Source organism: Scytonema hankhaensis NUACC26 (genome assembly GCF_045865695.1).
Classification (GTDB): Bacteria; Cyanobacteriota; Cyanobacteriia; order Cyanobacteriales; family Nostocaceae; genus Scytonema.
The window spans coordinates 1-19,053 of sequence record NZ_BAACAP010000237.1 but is presented as its reverse complement, the minus strand read 5'-3'; the positions used below and the strand labels follow the sequence as shown (position 1 = coordinate 19,053).

General features: G+C 42.6%; 20 protein-coding genes. 4 read left to right on the top strand and 16 right to left on the bottom strand.

What is annotated here, in order from left to right:
• Positions 1–36 precede the first annotated feature (36 nt).
• On the bottom strand, positions 37–204 hold the full coding sequence (locus ACKTT2_RS38405; RefSeq protein ID WP_407896351.1) for a hypothetical protein: 168 nt from the start codon (positions 202–204) through the stop codon (positions 37–39).
• A gap of 89 nt (positions 205–293) precedes the next feature.
• On the bottom strand, positions 294–530 hold the full coding sequence (locus ACKTT2_RS38400; protein ID WP_407896349.1) for a hypothetical protein: 237 nt from the start codon (positions 528–530) through the stop codon (positions 294–296).
• 273 nt (positions 531–803) lie between these two features.
• Here ACKTT2_RS38400 and ACKTT2_RS38395 point away from each other — a divergent pair, with 273 nt between their 5' ends.
• Both ACKTT2_RS38395 and ACKTT2_RS38390 read left to right on the top strand, forming a co-directional pair.
• A complete protein-coding gene (locus ACKTT2_RS38395) occupies positions 804–1,154 on the top strand; it encodes an ArsR/SmtB family transcription factor (protein ID WP_407896347.1) in 351 nt (116 codons plus the stop codon).
• Positions 1,155–1,187: 33 nt separating this feature from the next.
• Entirely contained in the window at positions 1,188–2,165 is a 978-nt protein-coding gene (locus tag ACKTT2_RS38390; protein ID WP_407896345.1) for an SRPBCC family protein, read from the top strand.
• A 198-nt stretch (positions 2,166–2,363) separates the two neighbouring features.
• Here the strand turns inward: ACKTT2_RS38390 and ACKTT2_RS38385 are convergent, their stop codons facing one another.
• From ACKTT2_RS38385 to ACKTT2_RS38375, 3 genes are all read right to left on the bottom strand, one after another.
• Entirely contained in the window at positions 2,364–3,161 is a 798-nt protein-coding gene (locus ACKTT2_RS38385; RefSeq protein WP_407896343.1) for an ABC transporter permease, read from the bottom strand.
• 117 nt (positions 3,162–3,278) lie between these two features.
• Positions 3,279–4,067 carry an ABC-2 family transporter protein gene (locus ACKTT2_RS38380; RefSeq protein WP_407896341.1) on the bottom strand — a complete coding sequence of 263 codons (789 nt, stop codon included), beginning with the start codon at positions 4,065–4,067 and terminating at the stop codon, positions 3,279–3,281.
• Positions 4,068–4,131: 64 nt separating this feature from the next.
• A complete protein-coding gene (locus ACKTT2_RS38375; protein ID WP_407896339.1) occupies positions 4,132–5,085 on the bottom strand; it encodes an ABC transporter ATP-binding protein in 954 nt (317 codons plus the stop codon).
• Between the two features lie 380 nt (positions 5,086–5,465).
• Between ACKTT2_RS38375 and aspS the strand changes: the two genes are divergently transcribed.
• Together aspS and ACKTT2_RS38365 are read left to right on the top strand one after the other, a co-directional pair.
• On the top strand, positions 5,466–6,764 hold the full coding sequence (gene aspS / locus ACKTT2_RS38370) for an aspartate--tRNA(Asn) ligase (protein ID WP_407896337.1): 1,299 nt from the start codon (positions 5,466–5,468) through the stop codon (positions 6,762–6,764).
• Positions 6,765–7,084: 320 nt separating this feature from the next.
• Positions 7,085–9,013 (top strand): iron uptake porin, encoded by a 1,929-nt coding sequence (locus tag ACKTT2_RS38365; protein WP_407896335.1) that lies wholly within the window; start codon positions 7,085–7,087, stop codon positions 9,011–9,013.
• Positions 9,014–9,251: 238 nt separating this feature from the next.
• Here the strand turns inward: ACKTT2_RS38365 and ACKTT2_RS38360 are convergent, their stop codons facing one another.
• From ACKTT2_RS38360 to ACKTT2_RS38310, 11 genes are all read right to left on the bottom strand, one after another.
• Positions 9,252–9,449, bottom strand: coding sequence for a hypothetical protein (locus tag ACKTT2_RS38360; protein WP_407896333.1), 198 nt, complete (start codon positions 9,447–9,449; stop codon positions 9,252–9,254).
• Between the two features lie 369 nt (positions 9,450–9,818).
• Complete coding sequence (locus ACKTT2_RS38355; protein WP_407896331.1) at positions 9,819–10,091, bottom strand: hypothetical protein; 273 nt, start codon at positions 10,089–10,091, stop codon at positions 9,819–9,821.
• A 282-nt stretch (positions 10,092–10,373) separates the two neighbouring features.
• Positions 10,374–10,976: a cytochrome c oxidase subunit 3 gene (locus tag ACKTT2_RS38350; protein ID WP_407896329.1), complete on the bottom strand. Its 603-nt coding sequence runs from the start codon at positions 10,974–10,976 to the stop codon at positions 10,374–10,376.
• Between the two features lie 143 nt (positions 10,977–11,119).
• Positions 11,120–12,778, bottom strand: a complete 1,659-nt coding sequence (gene ctaD, locus ACKTT2_RS38345; RefSeq protein WP_407896327.1) for a cytochrome c oxidase subunit I — start codon at positions 12,776–12,778, stop codon at positions 11,120–11,122.
• A gap of 65 nt (positions 12,779–12,843) precedes the next feature.
• Positions 12,844–13,767 carry a cytochrome c oxidase subunit II gene (locus ACKTT2_RS38340; protein WP_407896325.1) on the bottom strand — a complete coding sequence of 308 codons (924 nt, stop codon included), beginning with the start codon at positions 13,765–13,767 and terminating at the stop codon, positions 12,844–12,846.
• A gap of 102 nt (positions 13,768–13,869) precedes the next feature.
• Positions 13,870–14,475, bottom strand: a complete 606-nt coding sequence (locus tag ACKTT2_RS38335; RefSeq protein WP_407896323.1) for a DUF2231 domain-containing protein — start codon at positions 14,473–14,475, stop codon at positions 13,870–13,872.
• Positions 14,472–14,972 carry a DUF2231 domain-containing protein gene (locus ACKTT2_RS38330; RefSeq protein WP_407896321.1) on the bottom strand — a complete coding sequence of 167 codons (501 nt, stop codon included), beginning with the start codon at positions 14,970–14,972 and terminating at the stop codon, positions 14,472–14,474. The genes ACKTT2_RS38335 and ACKTT2_RS38330 overlap by 4 nt, the downstream gene beginning before the upstream one ends.
• Positions 14,973–15,473: 501 nt before the next feature.
• On the bottom strand, positions 15,474–16,268 hold the full coding sequence (locus ACKTT2_RS38325; protein WP_407896318.1) for an amidohydrolase family protein: 795 nt from the start codon (positions 16,266–16,268) through the stop codon (positions 15,474–15,476).
• On the bottom strand, positions 16,172–17,308 hold the full coding sequence (locus ACKTT2_RS38320) for an amidohydrolase family protein (protein WP_407896316.1): 1,137 nt from the start codon (positions 17,306–17,308) through the stop codon (positions 16,172–16,174). Before ACKTT2_RS38320 ends, ACKTT2_RS38325 begins: the two co-directional genes overlap by 97 nt.
• 13 nt (positions 17,309–17,321) lie before the next feature.
• Positions 17,322–17,951 (bottom strand): isochorismate family cysteine hydrolase YcaC, encoded by a 630-nt coding sequence (gene ycaC / locus ACKTT2_RS38315; protein WP_407896314.1) that lies wholly within the window; start codon positions 17,949–17,951, stop codon positions 17,322–17,324.
• Positions 17,952–18,150: 199 nt separating this feature from the next.
• On the bottom strand, positions 18,151–18,759 hold the full coding sequence (locus ACKTT2_RS38310) for a Crp/Fnr family transcriptional regulator (RefSeq protein ID WP_407896312.1): 609 nt from the start codon (positions 18,757–18,759) through the stop codon (positions 18,151–18,153).
• Positions 18,760–19,053: the final 294 nt, after the last annotated feature.

Here is a 19,053-nt window from a genome sequence, read left to right as displayed (position 1 = left end):
ACGGGCGGGACGCCCGTTCCACAAGAGTAAGTGAATTTACAACATAATTGGTAATCCCTGGTGAATGTTTTGGTAAACTAATTCCTGCAAGATATTCGCTTTTTGATTTGTGATGGAAGTATGGAGGCTTTGAAGAGTCATTCGCACTAGCAAATTCTTTTGATGAGGTTGAATACCCAAACGTTGAATTGCAAATGTTAGCACACAAACTTTTTTTACTGATTTGATGAAGTGGTATCGATTGGGACATTTCCCTTGTGGTTGGGAGGGAAAATATCCAGAAGGTAAACTTATTATCTACTAGCGCTCTTGATGCCAGTCTTTGCTTTTGCTATACCTGTTTTACCACTGGCAATCAAATCGGCAGATGCTTGTACAGTTTGCATAACGTTAATAGCCAGATTAACCTTGTTGAGTAGCGGCAACAAAGTACTTTGCTCGGGAAGCTTGTATAATATGGGAATGCGAGACACGTTAGGTCCAGCCCCAGCAGCGGCAATTCGTGAAAGATTGAGCAAAGACGTTTCCATATCTCTTGCTTCCACAATAAGTGATTCAAAGTCAGGGTCTGCATAAGACTCACCTTCAGAAACTTAACTCCACCTTAGATCTTAGAGTGCGCTCTAAGTCAAGCAATTTTGGTAAAAACTTTTTTCTTAGCTTAGGAAAGTATGACTCTCGTTGCAAGCCAATAACCAATGACCAATGACAATTGACCAATGACAAATTAACCCTTGACATTTTTTACTAGTACATTTAACCTAGTAGTTAATTAACCAAGTGTTTAAATATCTCTATCCTAAATGTCCACTGACCAATTGAGCGTCACCTTTGCCGCCCTTGCCGATCCCACTCGGCGTGCCATCTTGGCTCTTCTTGCTAAGGGGGAAACATCGGTGACTGAACTAGCTAAACCGTTTGAGATGAGCTTACCTGCTATTTCTAAACATCTCAAAGTGCTAGAGCGTGCCGGATTGATTGTACGCACTCGAGACGCTCAGTGGCGACCCTGTAGGTTAGAGGCAGAACCGCTCAAGGATGCAGCAGATTGGATCGATGGATATCGCCAGTTCTGGGAACAGAATTTAGATCGCCTTGACGAGTATTTACAAGAATTGCAAGCAGAGGAAAAGAAATCCGATCGCGAAACATAATCTGCCATCGTTTCATCTTTAAGGAGAAACAAAATGTTGAAACAAAATGACTCCAGTGAAACTGAACGCGAAATTAAAATCGTTCGTATGTTTAAGGCTCCACGAGAACTCGTGTTTAAGGTATGGACAGAGCCAAAACATATCGAGCAGTGGTGGGGACCGAAAGGCTTTACAACCCGCGTAACTGAAATGGATTTTCGTCCGGGTGGTCAATGGCGCTATGTTATGGTTGGCCCAGATGGCAAGGAGTACCCCACCAAAGGTGTTTTCCGCGAAATCGTGGCTCCAGAAAGAATTGTCGCGAGCGATGAATTCGACGAAGGCTTTGAACAAGTTATGAATATGGACTTGCCACAAGGAATTGTGACAACAGCCATATTTGAAGAGTTAGACGGTCAGACTAAACTCACTCTCCAGATACTCCACGCATCGGCTAGCGATCGCCGCAAGCACGAAGAAATGGGAGTTGTTGATGGGTGGAATTCTACCCTCGATTGCCTCGACGAATTCCTAGCAAAGCAAATCAAACATCAGCAAAATGGTTTCGCGGTGACCTTACCATCAGATCGCGAGCTCCTCATCACTCGTGTCTTCAATGCTCCGCGCCAGCTCGTCTTCAAGGCATGGACTCAACCAGAGCACGTCAAACGCTGGTTTGGAGGTTGTACAAACACGACCATGACTGTTTGCGAAATCGATCTGCGTGTAGGCGGTCAATGGCGGTATGTCCTGCATGATTCTAGCAATGGTGTTGACCACGGGTTTTCAGGCGAATATCGCGAGATCGTATCACCAGAACGGTTAGTAGCTACCGAACGTTACGAACCCGTTCCCAACAGCGACCATCTGAACACGCTAACCCTTACAGAGCAAGATGGGAAAACAACACTACAAATTCTCATTCTGCATTCGTCAGTTGAGCAGCGAGACGGACATCTCCAATCAGGAATGGAGACAGGGTTGAACGAGAGTCTAAATCGTCTCGAACAACTCCTCGAATCAATAGCATGAACGCAAACCAGATACCTCATTAATAGAACTATTCTATTTCATCTGCGTGCATCTGCTACAGGCTGCGGTTAATAATTCTTCCCATACCTCATAAAGCGCGAGAATTGTCCAAAAGACTTTGTAACCTTTGTTAAAAATTTGCTTAAACAAGGGACGGGCGGGACGCCCGTTCCACAAAAGTTGACTTCTTGGAAATGTTTAACCACGCATATCCATTAAATTTCCAGAAGAGTAGCGCCGTACTCCGTAATAAAATACACCTACTCCTATAAATAAGACTAAACTAGAGCCGAAGACTGCTAGTAAAGTCTGTATCAGAGAAACTTTCTGCAAAGCTGCAACAGGTAAATAACTAACAAAACCAGCAGGAATCAAAGTATACAGTAGTACTTTGACCCAGCCCTCGAATAGAGTTGGTGGGTAAGTACTGAAGGTAATCAAAGAATTTCTCCATTGTTGGGTCAGCCCTTCAGAATTACCTAAATAAAAACTTAGGCTTCCTGTCAGAACACTAAAACCTACAAACAATGCTGCTGTTGAAATTGTCAGGACAGCAAACGTTCCAAAATGTACGATATCTGGCTTGACAAAAAATACATACACTCCATACCCAAATAATAAATCTCCCCAAGATGTAGCGTTCATCTGACCTAAGAGCAAATGTGGTAAAAGAGTACGGGGATATGACATCCACACATCCAATTGTCCAAGGACAATCAAATTAGTGAGCGACCAAGCATTGCCATAAATAGCATGGGCTAAACCAAAACCTGCTGATGTTATTGCCCAAAGTGTGATTACATCTTGTATTGTCCAACCTCGTAGTACTGGAAACCGAGTGAAGAATAAGCACCAAAATACTATCCATATGGTGTTATTCAAAATCATTGCTCCAACTTGGGTAATAAATGCCCCACGGTACTCTAAATGGGCATTTAGGTTTAGGCGAACATATGCTACTGCTAATTGTAAGTAGGAAAGTATATTTGATAACATCTCGCCTCACGTTTTTAATTTTTGGAACCGCAGCCTGTAGCAGATGCACGCTGATAGAAGAAATAAACATCCGCGTTCGTCCGCGTGCATCTGCGGTTAAATATTGAAAATATAAAATCATCCTCCATTGGCATGGATGCGTTTTACTGCCGTGCTATATACACAAGCTACGAAGAAACTTAGTACACCTATGGCTATACCTTGTTTGAGGAATAGTTCACTAGCAAAAGCTAAGTCAGGATTTACAAATAAACGAGCGGGACCGTATAAAATACTGGCAAAAGGTAGAGCTTTTAATAGTGGTTGCCATTCATCAGGTAATAAATCTAGGGGCAGAAGCATACCACCTAAAATCATCATGATTCGACCGTAAATCAGCATTAGCCCTGAAGTATTTTCTAGCCAAAAAGCTGCTAAGCCAACTAAAAAAACTCCCAAGAAATCTAAGACAAATGCTAATGGTAGTGCTATTAGAAATAACAGTAAACTTGTGAAACTTATGGGAATTAATCCGACAAATAACAGTACGAGACCTACTGTTACCGTTATATTCAAACTAAAGCGGACGATGCGATCGCCCAAAGCTGTCCATAAGCGATATAAAGGGTAAGATACGGGACGTATCAGTTGTACTGCTAGCGCTCCTGTCCTAACGTCATGGTCTACTTCTTGAGCAATTGGTGGATTTGAAAGCACAATAGATTCAGTGATACCTAAGTACCATATCATCTGAGAGAGTGTTAATCCTCCTAATTGTTCGGCGTTTGTTTCTGCATAAGTTACGCGCCATAATTGCAGGAAAATATAGAGTATGACAAAGAGGAAAATTCCTCTTGATGCGACTTCTCCGATGTAGGCAAGGTTGGAACGCGCTGCTGTTAAGCAAATCCATATGTATTTTGTCATTGGTCATTGGTCTTTTATGAAGCAACTCGATTAAATGTTGGGTTTCGTTCCTCAACCCAACCTACTAAAATTCTTGAGCGTAAATATGAGCGATCGCTTCTTCTAAAGGAGGGTCTTCAATCGCAATATCGGCTACGGAGCCTGCTTGCAGAATTTGGCTCATTACTGTTTCTATTGGGATGATACGGGTGTTAACTTCTAGCTTGAGGGCATACTCACTTTTTTGAATGAGGGTGATTCCTGGTAGAGTTAGATCGGGTATTGAGTTATGAAATCTCACGCTGAGAATTTTGGACTCAAGGTACTGACGGCGCATAGCTGTCACGTCATCATCTAGTACGACTCGCCCGTGGTTGATAACGACAACTCGTTGTGCAACTCGTTCAATGTCACCTGTATCGTGACTGGTGAGGAATACGGTTAAACCTTCATTGCGGTTCCACTCGCGGATCAAATCCCGCAATTCCTGACGCGCTATGACATCAAGACCAATGGTAGGTTCGTCAAGGAACAACAATCGTGGTGAGTGAAGTAAGCTAGCGGCAACTTCTGCTCGCATCCTCTGACCTAATGAGAGTTTGCGTACTGGGATGTTCCAAAATGGCGACAGGTCAAAACGTTGAACGAGTACGTCTCGACGTTTTATGTACTCGTGGCGATCTATATTATAAATTCTTGCTAATAACTCCAGAGTGTCGCGGGGCGGAAGGTGATACCATAATTGCGATCGCTGTCCAAAGACTACCCCTATCTGATAAGCAAGTTCGCGGCGATTGCGCCAAGGGTTGAGACCTAACAATCTTGCTGTTCCAGATGTAGGGCGTAAAATACCCGTCAACATCTTGATGGTGGTGGATTTTCCCGCGCCATTGGGACCAATGAATGCGATCGCTTGACCTACAGGAACGCTTAAACTGATATCATCGACTGCAATAATCTCCTTACGAACTTTGTTAAGTCCCCAACCACGAGTTAGGGTAAAGGTTTTGCGTAAATTTTTTAATTCTACTGCTGCCATCTGCGATAAACCTCTTCCGGCGGCTTTGTGCTACAATTATAATACAAACATAATTAATTTAATTTCGGAATATGAACAGCAGCACATAGCAAAAAAATTTGCTAAAATTCATCCAACTCGACCGAAGACGACAGACCCGTCTGAGAGGTTTGCTCGAACAGGAAATCTCCAATTTATGAAACACTAATTGGGATAGGCATTAGTAGGGCAAAACGTCACTGCAACGACACTGCAGCAATTAAGTGCCACGCTCTTGTGCTGAAAAGCTAAAAAATTGAGTTTGTGGAAGCTGGATGGTACCGCCTTTGATATGGTTCCAGCAATTAAACAATACAAACCTCATTTGATGGTCATTTGTAGTTTCTTGCGGACTATAGCATATGGTAAATACTGAACGGGTACTTATTGCTTCTCTTCACCCATCACTGTCAGAACAGGTTTTAATTCGGGGATGGATATACCGTCTTCGGGAACTTGCGAAAACAACATTTATTGTTCTTAAGGACTGTAGCGGTGAAATTCAGTGTGTCGCCGATCCAACAAACACGCGATCGCTCTTATTAAAACTGGATGAACCATTAGAAATTAAAGGCTGGGTCAAACCGGATTCTCGTTCTCGTAGCGGCTTCGAGATAGAAGTCACTGATATACGTGTTTTAAATCGAGTTTCTCATCTTCTTCCCTTTAATTGTTCCTCAGACATTTCTGAAATCGGTATCGACACTGTTTTAGCTTATCGCCCCCTATCGCTCCGCAATCCTAGCGTTGGCGATATTTTTAAGATACAAGCAGCAATTCTGCATTATTTTCGTCAATTTTTGTGGGAAAAGCACTTCACAGAAATTGTCACTTCTAAAATAGTCTCTAGTGGGACAGAGGGAGGGACGAATTTATTTGAAATTAAATATTTTGAACGCTCTGCTTATCTAGCTCAAAGCCCCCAATTCTATAAAGAGCAAGGAGTAGCCGGGTTGGAAAGAGTCTTTGAAACAGGTCATGTTTACCGTGCTGAACCCCACGCAAGTAGCCGTCATCTCACAGAATATTATTCTTTAGATCTTGAACTAGGCTTCATTGAGCAACCTGAAGAGGTTATTCAATTGGAGAAAGAACTCTTGACGTACATTTTTGAGATGCTGAATGAGAATTACGCGGATATTATCGCAAGATATCGCACTAAGCCTTTGCCAAACATAATAAATGTCCCTATTTGGGAATTTCAAGAATGTCTTGAGAGACTGAAGAAATCTTGCGATCGCACTGACCTTGTAGACGATTTAGACCCGGAAGCTGAACGCCAACTTTGCCAACTTGCGGAATCTGAAACTGACATAAGCGCTCTTTTTGTGATTGGATTTCCACTGTCAGCCCGTCCATTTTATACTTACCCTAGAGGGAATAATGATGCATCACAAAGCTTTGACCTTCTATTTGAGGGTATTGAAATTACAACTGGAGGGCAAAGACTTCACAAACGCGAGGATTTAGAACAAGCACTCCACAAGCGTGCGATCGATCCCATATCTTTTGAAAATCATTTACAGATGTTTGACATGGGAATGCCACCTCATGGTGGATTGGCTATTGGTTTGGAAAGACTGACTTCACGAATTTTGAATCTTCCTAATATAAGGCAAGCAACTCTTTATCCCAGAGACCGATATCGCATCTCACCCTAGATGTTTGTTGAAATATACAGCAGATTGCAACTAAATGAGGTACAGATTGTTGTAAGGGCGCAATGCTTTGCGCCCCTACCTATGTACTTCATTTACCTGAAAAAACTGTACTTAATGATTTCTCTATTTAAAGGAAATGCCAAAATGAACTAGTACGTCGCAGTGAACTTTAGTTTAGAGATTTCTTTTTTTTTATACAGTTGATAAGAAAAATGAAGTAATTTTAGTCACTTTCTATTGTAATATACTCAATAAGTTTAAATGATTAATTGTTTGTAAAAATTACAGTTAAGTTTTAACTGTAACTGTGAGGAGTTCTGATGAAAAAATACTTGCTAGTTTGCGGTAGTGGAGTGACTTTTTTGTGTCTGTTCGCTAAAGTTTTACCCGTACAAGCTACGGTTAGTTATAAAATAGCTGACGACAAACAGCCTTTGATAGATACAGAGAAATTAGAGTATATTAACAGGAGTCGCACATTTAACGCAAGCGATTTTGTTAATGAAAATATTATATCCAACGTCACTCAGGCAGAATTTATTTTATCTCAACAACAAAATTTGCCTGTTGTCAATCAGCAGCAAGAAAGTAAAAATTTAGGGCAGACCATTGCTCCTAGTTCTTCAGTTGTACCCGTCTCAAAATCTTCTCAGGGGTCTAGTACTGCACAAGTTACATCCGTATCTCAGCTGTCTGATGTGAGTCCTACAGACTGGGCATTTCAAGCATTACAGTCTTTAGTTGAGCGCTATGGTTGTATTGCTGGTTATCCAAATGGCACTTATCGGGGTAACCGTGCTTTGACTCGTTATGAATTTGCGGCTGGTTTGAATGCTTGCTTGGATCGAGTCAATGAACTGATTGCTACAGCAACTGCTGATTTGGTCAGAAAAGAAGATTTAGTGACTTTGCAGAAATTACAAGAAGAATTTGCTGCGGAACTGGCAACGCTGCGAGGTCGGGTAGATGCTGTAGAAGCTCGTGCTGCTGAATTGGAAGCAAATCAGTTTTCTACAACAACGAAACTCAATGGTGAGGCTATTGTTGCAGGGATTGGTGCGACAGGAGGTGCTCCTGGCAGAGACGACCCTAATATTATACTGGTTAATAGAGTGCGGTTAAACCTCAACACCAGTTTCACGGGCAAAGACTTATTGATTACTGGTTTGCAAGCTTATAACTTCTTAGGTGGTGTAACTGGTAGTGGTAGCCTTCAACAATCTTTGGGCTTGAGTTCAAATCTACTGAGTGCTAGTAGCGCACGTACAAGTTTTGAACCTCAGTTTCCCGGTGTTGATGTTAAGACGTTAACCCCTACTGGTACCAACGATATTGAGCTTTACAAACTGCTTTATATCTTTCCTGTCGCCAAACAATTAACTTTGTTTGCCGGTCCTGCAGCAGAAGTATCAGATGCATTTCCTACAGTTACACCTTTTTACGGTGAAGGGCAAGAGGCAATTTCCCGCTTTGCAAGCTTGAATCCTGTAGTACGTGTTTCTGGTGGAACTTCTGGTTCTGGTTTAGCATCAGCAGCTGGATTTATTTTTAACCTTTCAAAGCAGTTGGATTTAAGAGCTTTGTACGGTAGTGTAAACGCTAACATTCCTCGTTCGGCTGCGGATATTTTGCCAGGAGTTTCTGGCACGCCCTTGGGTGCAGGAGTGTTTGGAGGCAGTAGTGTTGTGGCGGCACAATTGACTTTTAGACCAAGTAGTTCCCTTGATTTTGCTCTAAACTATGCCAACAGTTATCACGAAATCAATATCTTGGGTACGGGCTTGACTAGTAGTGATATTGGTGCTTTGGCTAATGTTCCTTTAGGAATACCAGTCAAACTGAACTCTGTAGGTGGTACGGTCACTTGGCGGTTGTCCCCAAAACTTGCTTTTTCTGGGTATGGTGCAGCCATATTTGTTGACGATTCTTCTGGTCGTGTGGATGCTTCCACCACTTTCACAAGTTGGATGGCGGGGGTTCACTTTAGCGATTTATTTGGCAAAGGGAATAATGCAGGGATTATTTTTGGACAGCCACTTTATCGGACCTCTGCTGATGGTGATGCTAGGCTTACCACTACAAATGATGTAGATCGTGCTGTTCCTTATCATTTAGAAGCATATTACCGCTTCAAAGTTAGTGACAATATTAGCATTACCCCAGGTGCGTTTGTTCTGTTTAATCCGGAAGGCGATAGTCGAAACGATACAACAACTGTAGGCGTACTTCGTACTACTTTCACATTTTAGTAGTTACAGCCATTTTCAGGTAAATAGACCACTTGATTGTGGTACGGGCGAGGACTCCCGTACCACAAGAGCATAGTGTGGTTCATTTAGGTGAAAACTGCTGTAAGTTAAATATCTGAAGACGCGCTATAGCGCGTCTTTCCACGATCCAAACGCAAAAAAGTTATATGTTAAATTCAAACAGTAAGAAACAAGGAAAGATATCTATTGTCAGCATGATAATGAGAATATAATTCGGTTAACCCTGTAAGTCATATAAAGGAATCTCATCAGGATTGCCAATCAAGTGCCAGAAAAGGGCAATGTCACCAGCGGCACTAGCGATAAACTCTAGTTGTTCGAGTGTGGCACCGTTTTCCATTTCTGCCAAAAAGTTTTTTGCAGCCAGGATGGTGTTTTCATGAGCCAATGCTTGGCGACTATGCCGTCTAACCATTTTTGTTTCACTCAAAAGCATTTAATTCAAATCTTAATTTGTATAACGGTTAAATTTCGTTTTACCATGCATTAATCCTGGGTACAATACCCGTAGGTCTGAGCCTTACAGAATTTACATGAACTTTTTACGCATCTCCTTTGACATAGTGTTTTTCTGATTAGGCGGGTAATGCCCACCCAACACCCTATTCCTAAGCTAGATAGAACGGAAACACTTACTGTTTGCGTTGAGATCGATCCAGAAGCACTCTAAATGGGTTCATCTATAGCAATCCTATTTGATTTATAAAGTACAAGTAGGTAGGGCTATGCCCTACCTACTTGTTTAGGTAATCATCTGACGGGAAGGGAGTAGCTCGAGAACATTTTAAGATTCATTCTCCTTAATAAGATACGCAAGACGAGAAAAAGCCTTGTGTGTTGCTTCTCCACACTGTTGGTGTTCTGGACTATTTAAATAATCATTGGCTACAGCATCTAGAAATGAGGAGACAACCAACAGTTTTTCCTTGTCTGTAGGAACTGATTGAAATTGTTCTACAAATGTTGCTACCTCTTTTGCTGTTAATAGCTGTTCGGGAAGAAAGCGCTTTCCACCTTCCCTCCTATCTTGTCCTCTATATGGCTTTTTTACAGTCATAATGCACCCTTGGTCATAGTTTAAGTAGATATTACCCAATTTATGTCATTTACTATCGGTGTTAGCGATCGCTCTTGATTTTTGTTAAGTTTTCTTGAAGAATAAGTGAATTCATGTATTAGTAAAAATCGAAGAGAAATCTATCAGTAAATTTTCTTCAAGTTCTTCTTTAAATGAGAAGATTTTACAAACTCGACTGCATTAATTTGGAGAGATAAGTTTGCTCAGATACCCGACTTTCTGAAAAAGTCAGGTATCTTGCAGCCGCCCAAGTTAACAAAATTATTGCCAGAGGTAAATAAGAATAAACAAAACAATCCAAATGACATCAACAAAGTGCCAAAATAATGAAGTGGCATTGACACCAAAATGTCCTGAATCGTAGTTACCTGGAAGAAAAGAGCGACCAAAAACAATCAATTGTAACAGAATGCCAGTGAAAACATGCAAACCGTGGAAGCCAGTTAAGAGGTAGAACATTCCACCAAAAACTCCTGTCGTAAAACCAAAGGAGAGATGACTCCATTCAATCGCTTGTCCTATAAGAAAGTAAGTTCCCATTGCGATCGTTAGCAAAAGAAACAGGCGAAATTTTGTGAGATCGTGACGTTGAAGAGCGCGTTCTGCCAAGTAAATGACAAAGCTACTAGAAACAAGAACAACTGTGTTAATTGCAGGTTCTTTAATTTCTAACCCCGATACACCAGGAGGTAACCATTCTATGGCAGTTGTTTTGTAAATAGCATATCCGGCAAAAAAACTGAGGAAAATAAAAGTCTCTGAGATCAAAAACACAATGAAGCCAAACATTTTGTTGCCTTCTTCATCGTGAATATGCCCGTGCGCGGCATGATGTAACTTTTCTGCAACGATAGAACTGTCCATTTAATCAACTCTCCTTCAAAGTTTAGTGGTGAGTGGTTAGAGCCGTCATATAAGACCCCCCTGTAGTCCCCCCTTGCTAAGGGGGGACGGCGTTAGCCGGGGGGGAAATTACATTGCAACTTCATAAAGAAACGGTGTAACAATTAGCGATTCGCAACTAATGGTTCAGATTTGCCGTAGCCGTAGGGTCCTGACACCACAACTGGAAGTTCTTCAAAATTCTCTACAGGAGGTGGTGAAGACACTAACCACTCTAATCCAATTGCTCGCCAAGGATTATTAGGCGCTTTTGGACCGTGCATCCAAGCCGCTATCATATTGATAATGAAGGGTAAAGTAGACATACCTAAAAGAAAAGCTCCAAGACTCGCAATTTCATTCCACATCTGATACTCTGGAGCATAAGAAGAAACTCGACGTAACATTCCTTGCAATCCTAATGGATGCATGGGGAAAAAGTTAAGATTGGTTCCAATGAAGGCAAGCCAGAAGTGAAGCTTACCCCAGCCTTCATAATACATACGTCCGGTCATTTTCGGGAACCAATAGTAAATAGCTGCATATAATCCCATAGTTACCGTGCCGTACAAGACGTAATGGAAATGACCTACCACATAGTACGTATTGTTAACATGCACGTCAATTGGAACTGAAGAAAGGGTAATGCCAGTGATACCAGCAAAAACAAACAATATCAATGCACCAAACGCAAACAGCATTGGTGTATCGAACCGGAGTTTACCGCCCCAAATTGTTGCAGTCCAGGCGAACACTTTAACACCAGTTGGTACAGACACAAACATTGTTGTCAACATGAAAAACAACCTCATCCAAGCAGGAGTTCCACTAACAAACAAATGGTGTACCCAAACTATACCGCTAACTCCAGCGATAACAAGGGATGAAATAGCTACAACTCTATAACCAAATAAGGGTTTGCGAGAAAAAGTTGCAAAGATTTCTGAAAAAATACCAAAAACTGGCAGGATGATGACGTAAACAGCAGGATGGGAGTAAAACCAGAAGAAGTGTTGGAAAAGAACTGGATCTCCTCCTTTAACTGGATTGAAAAAGCTCGTTCCAACTGTTAAGTCAAATAAAAGCATGACTGCACCTGCTGTCAATACAGGCAATCCAAAGAGTTGGATAATCTGAGCGCTTAATACAGTCCAAACAAAAATAGGCATGCGGAAAAATGTCATCCCTGGTGCCCGCATCTTAAAAATTGTAGTGACAAAGTTAACTGCCCCCATAATTGAGGACACACCTGACACGGCTACTGCTAACAACCAGATAAATTCACCATTGATGAGATGACCAGTTGGGTTTTGCAAACTGATAGGAGGATAAGACCACCAACCTGCTTGCGCGGGTCCACCTGGTACTAAAAAACTCAACATTAAGAGAATAGCAGCCACTGGTACCATCCAAAAGGCAACAGCATTTAGTCTTGGAAACGCCATATCTTGCGCCCCAATCATCAAAGGAACAAGATAGTTAGCAAAACCTGCTAAAACTGGAAATGTCCAACCAAACAGCATGACTGTACCGTGCATGGTAAACATGGCGTTATAAACAGTCCGGTCAATAAGGTCTGATTCTGGGGTAATTAATTCCCCACGAATGACCATTGCAAATATGCCACCTATCAAAAAGAGGAAGAAGGCTGTGACAATGTACTGAATTCCAATGACTTTATGGTCAGTACTAAAGCTAAAATATCGCTTCCAATCTGATGCAGCAGCTTCATGGTGAGAAATCTCACCAGTTACGCTAATATCGTTTACAGAAATATTTGTCATTTGTTATTTGTCCTTTGTCATTGGTCACTGTTATGTTGGGTTTCGTTCCTCAACCCAACCTACGGTCACTGGTCACTGTAATTAACTAGAGGGGGTTGTGCAGGAGCTATTGTTTCCCAACCCGCTTTCACTGGCTCTTTTAGTGCTTGAGCATACTCAAATGCTGCTTGGTTTTTTGCCGGAGATGGCTTGTGCATTGCTGAAGAAGCAAGCCACTTTTTGTAGTCTTCGGAAGATTCAACCACGACATTTGCTTGCATAGTTGCAAAGTATGTACCGCTAAATTCGGAATCGGTCAAGCTGTATTTACCAGGACGGATGGGTGTAAATTCAAAATCTATTTTGCGTTGGGGAATAATATCTTGCTTGACTCGAAAAGCAGGAATATAAAAGCCGTGGAGAACATCTTGCGATCGCATTGCTAAACGTATGCGATGATTTACGGGTAAGTGCAGTTCGGTACTCGTGACGCCTGTTTCTGGATACCGGAAAACCCAAGCCCACTGTTTAGCATCGACTTCAATGTCTTCAACTGGTACCGCATTTGTATTTTTTGCGTCCTTGTTGAGTGGTGCAGCATATGCTGATTCTATCCCCATTGGCATATGCACGTGAACTGCTTCCATGGGTCCTTGAATTCCCATTTGTTCGTAAATTTTATAGCTGTATCCAGCAATCCAAATGACTAGCAAGACAGGAATTACCGTCCAAACAACTTCCAACGGTACATTTCCTTCAATATCGGGACCGTCGCTTGTATCATACTTCCCGGCTCTATGGAAAACAACTGAATACATCAGCGTACCTGTGACTCCAAGGAAAATAAATGCTCCTAATGTTACCAAGAAGCTAAATAATTCATCAAAGAGTCGCGATTCAGCCGCGCCTTGGGGGGGTAGCCAGGAATATGCTTGTTGTCCTATCCAAAGACTAGCAGCAGTTAAGACGAGAGCACACGCACTCAAAATCAATATATTTCGGGTTTTCATGGTGACAAAACTGTTGATTGTTAGTTGTTAGTTGTTAGTTGTTAGTTGTTAGTTGTTGATGTTTCCACTAACTAATAACTACTAACTACTAACCAACATCTATTACTTGAGAAGTAAGTTAGGGTCTTTGCCCAATCGCAATAACATATCGGCGGTATTGTGTACCCCAAACTCAGCAGCTAGATGTGCTCCTAGCGTACCGTGAACGTACATAATGGACATGAGGAACAGCCCAGAGAGTATATATGTCCATTGCACTTCTTGACTATTATCCTTACGCCAAACGAAGCGCTGATATCCTCTCCAAATAGTCATACCAACAATGAGTGAGAGAAGAAAAACACCACCTATACCATGCCAAAGCATGGTGTCTATTGCTTGTAATCCCCAAGCACTTTTCACATCAGTAGCTGGTTCTGCCAGCATCATTTCATAAAAACCTGCTGCAACTGTAAAAAATGTGATGACTGCTGAAGCCAGCATATTGTACCAACCAGCATCAAAGAAGTTGGAACGGATGACAGGAATTGCCAAGAACTTGAAGATTGGTTTTTGGAAAGGAAACAACACGCCAATGAAATCAAAGGCTACTCCAAGGATGAACAAACCCAGAGTGAGATGAACTAAGTTTGGATGAATGGGTATGGCATAAGGTAAACCATTTGCCCCAAGTTGAGTTTTTAATTGGTCAATGACTTCAGGATTCATTGCAATAAGCCCTCCTTCATGGCTTCAACAACTGGTACAGTATGTAGCCCATAAACCCACACCAGTTCATCTCCGAAAAATACTTGTACGCTAACTAAGATAGTTAACAGCAAAGCTGCTGTTAAATAATAAATTGACACTTTTTGTGGAGTGCGAGCGCGAATAACATAACGCCAAGCTGTAATAGCAGCAAGAATTCCAGAAAGCGACCAACCAATAAAGGTATGTATATTTAAGACCGATCGCGCTGCAATATAAGGTTCTGCTAAACCTGCTTCAAACTGACCAAAAATGATAGCAACAAAGACAGAAATTGTAGCGAAAAACATATTCCACCAACTTACCTCAAAAAGACGGTAGTTGCGGGTAAAGTATCCAATGACATCGCATATGAAGGCAAACAACACCATCGCAATTACGAAGTGGACAACGATGGGATGCATCGTATCGGGATACGGTAAATTGTGGTCATTCAAAATTGGAAGATACGCAAGCATGGTATTGTCCTTAATGGTTAGGGATTAGTAGTTATTGATTTACTCACATCGGACTTCACACCTGTCCAAATAGCAGCACCATGCCAGACGAGTCTATTAAGTTAGTAGTAAACTCTTTTCTTAGAGGTATTTACCACTGTTAACTATCTTAAACTTATGTAAATAAATTTTGTGTATCTCATGATATTTTTAGAATTTTTTTATTATGTTATAATTGCAAGATAAATTTGGTTCGCGATTATCTTTGCATTGAATAATGTAAGGTATTCTCGATCGTTATTTCAGTAGAGCTTGAGCCAACCTACGGATTCCTTCCTGTAATTGCTGCTCCGTCAGTTCAGCATAACCGGCGTCACCAGGACAAGTTTGATACATTCGCTTGAGTGATTGGCAAGTTCTTCCACCACTAAGCCAAATTCATCGACTGCAATAGGTAAAAGCCCTCGCACCTTGTGCTGTAAAAATTTGCCGTGCTGCTCTATAAAAAAAATTCAACCCGACTCAAAATGCGAAACAGTCACATCCCGTTGCTCCCCACAGTGCCGATAAATCACCGACTTGATTGAGATTGAGCGATCTACAACGAGGCTGATGAAAACAACATCCGAGATGTAATGGTTTGTGTGCATCAAGCGAAGTGCTATTTGCAGCATTGACGGGTTGACGAGCATAGCCGCCGTATTTGGCAACTGGCGACCACTCTGGCAGTATCGGTAGTGGCGGTGGAGCTAGGTTACTAAACTCTTCAGCCGCATAAACGATTTTACCTCCTACTATTGTTAGTACCGATGTCAAACTCTTAATCCGTTCTTCGGGTATGGAGAAATAATCGTCTGAAAGCACGGCCAAATCTGCCAATTGTCCAGAAGAGATCGCTCCCTTTTTACCCTCTTCTGACGAAAACCAACTGCTGCCAACAGTGTAGAGCCGCAATGCTTCCATTCGCTCCATCCGGTTACCCTTTGGGTAGAGCAATTTACCACCAACAGTTTTGCCGCTGACTAACCAGTAAAGACCAACGAAAGGATTGTAACTTGCCACTCGCGTTGCGTCTGTTCCCGCACCAACAGGGACTCCTATGGACAACATCCGCGCTATCGGCGGCGTCCCTTCTGCTGCCTTGGTTCCGTAGCGATCGATGAAGTATTCTCCTTGGTATGCCATGCGGTGCTGAATCGCAATCCCACCCCCTAACGCTTTCACTCGCTCGATGTTGCGAGCGCTAATTGTCTCAGCATGGTCAAACATCCAGTGCAGTCCATCAAACGGCACTTCAAGGTTAACTTTCTCAAACACTTGTAAAAATCGTGAAATTGACTCATTGTATGTGGCGTGGAGGCGGAAGGGCGGTAAAAGTCGTCGCCTTGACCTGGACGCACCATTCGCGCCCAACCTCGAAAATCTTCTAACTCCTGCTTGGGGCGTTGCGTAAATAAATTGTAGGCAATGCGAACAGTTAACTCTCCACGTTTGTGCAACTCGTTAATCACTTGATAATCGTCTGGGTAATTCTGATAACCTCCACCCGCATCAATTACGCTGGTAATACCCAATCGATTCAATTCACGCATGAAGTGGCGGGTAGAATTGACCTGATACTCGTATGGCAACTTCGGTCCTTTCGCCAATGTGGAGTAAAGAATCGTGGCGTTGGGTCTAGCAATCAACAGTCCGGTAGGATTGCCATTGCCATCGCGCTGGATCTCCCCTCCAGGCGGTAATGGTGTATTTTTGGTGTATCCCACTGCCCGTAGTGCTGCACGATTGAGAAAGGCGCGATCGTACAAGTGTAGGATAAACACTGGAGTATTAGGAGCGACTTGGTTAATTTCATCCAGCGTCGGCAGCCGCCGTTCGGCAAACTGAAATTCGTTCCAGCCGCCGACGACACGTACCCATTGTCCTGGTGGCGTGCGTCTAGCTTGTTCTCGCAGCATTCGCAATCCATCAGCTAGAGTTGGTACGCCATCCCAACGCAATTCCAGATTATAGTTGAGTCCGCCGCGAATCAAATGGATATGAGAGTCATTGAGTCCAGGAATGACAGTCCGTTTTTTCAGGTCAATGACTTGGGTATTCTTGCCTTTTGTTGCCATCACCTCTGCTTGGGTTCCTACAACCAAAAACCGACCATCCTTAATTGCAACCGCATTGGCAAAGGAGCGACGACGATCTTGAGTGGCGATTCGACCATTCAAGAGAATAACGTCCGCGTTTGTGCTATTATCAGCTGTACTAGCAGCCGTCCGGTTGGTTCCTAAAAGGTAAGAAGAAGCTCCAGCCGCAGCTGCAAGTTGCAAAAATCGCCTGCGGCTTGCTTGAGAAAAATTGCTCATATTTTCGTTAGTATCACTTTTTGGCGATCGCAAGGTAGCTGGTAATCAAGTTTCTGTAGGCAGGAATATGATTGGAGAGAAGATTGCCCAATCCTTCAATGTCATTACGCCAGTCACGATGAAGCTCACAAGCTACACTAAACCAATTCATCATTTGAGCTCCAGCATTAGACATGCGCGACCAAGCAGCGTAGCGAACTTCCTCGTTGAAAGTACCAGAAGCATCAGTGACTACAAATACCTCATAACCTGCCTCTAAAGCTGAGAGTGCAACAAAGGCAACACAAACATCGGTGACTACCCCAGCAATAATCAGTTGTTTGCGACCCGTGTTCTCAACCGCTTTAACAAAATCTTCATTATCCCAGGCGTTGATTTGTCCGGGGCGGGGAATATACGGAGTATCTGGAAATATTTCCTTTAACTCTGGTACGAGCGGTCCATTGGGTCCATTCTCAAAGCTTGTTGTCAAAACAGTTGGAAGATTGAAAAACTTCGCAACATTGGCAAGTGCGAGAATGTTGTTCTTAAACTCACCAGGTGGATAATCCTGCACTAGGGAAATGAGTCCTGATTGATGATCCACAAGAAGCATGGCTGCATCATCTTTGGACAGCCGACGATACTCATAAGGGGCGTTCATGGTTACCTTCCCTGGTTACTAAAGTTAAAACGACAACAGTGTGGGAAAAATATCGCGCTCACGTGCAAGGTTGCAACTAAAGCATTCAGCGAGGAAAGGCTACGAGTGCAATCGGATGTTTCAACAATGTCATACGTTGCTTGTTAATTTTTCTAAGATAGAACATACACCGAAAGCTACGTCAAGCATATGATTTGAATCATGTTGGCGGCGTGCGGAGTATAATCTGTCCTCTAGCGCGAGTAAGAATGCCTTCCCTTTCCATCTGGGCTAGGGTTCGATATAGCACCTCTGGGCTAAGTCCCAGTTCACTCGCAACATTCTTAAGCGGTCGGTCAAAGGTTAAAGTTGTCGCACTAGGTCGAGCTAAAGTCAGTAAGTATTGCAGTATGCGTTCGCGGGCGGAACGGATGCTTCGCAGCTCTATGAGGCTTTTTAACCACTGGATTTTGCGCTCAAATCGTTCCATAAAGCTGATGGCAAGATCTGGTCGCTCTTGCAGGACGCTGAGTAAAACCTGCTTGGGATAGGCGATCGCACGCGATGGAACCTCTGCTATTGCATTACAGTTGTAGGTATCCAAGAAAAGTGCTGACTCACCAAAGCTCTCAGCAGCGCGGACCACCTGAAAAATTACCAGTTGTCCTTCACTCGTATAACGCACGAGCCTAAATCTGCCGACTGCAACAGCGAAAATAGCTTGTGCTGGCTCTCTTTCGTGAAATAACACTTGTCCGGCTACTAGGTTTTGGAACGTTGCTGCACTTTGTAAAGCAGTCGGCAGACTATCTAAGTTTGAGAGATCCATATACTTGATGCAAAGTTAGCAGCACCACGTTCTTGAGTATGTCGCACGAGCGTCATCTTTAATATCTCCTAATTCACTGAGAGTAAATCTTTTGCAGGAACACTATTATTATGAATTGCCTCTCAATAAAAGACAATATACTATTTTAGAAACTGATTGTCTCTAATTTTTCTACAATCTCTCAGCTATGGATAAGTTTGATAGTATCTGTGCCTTCACTCAAGTAGTCACTTCTGGTGGATTTGCGGCGGCGGCAAGAAAAATGGGGCTTTCCCGATCGGCAGTTAATAAGCT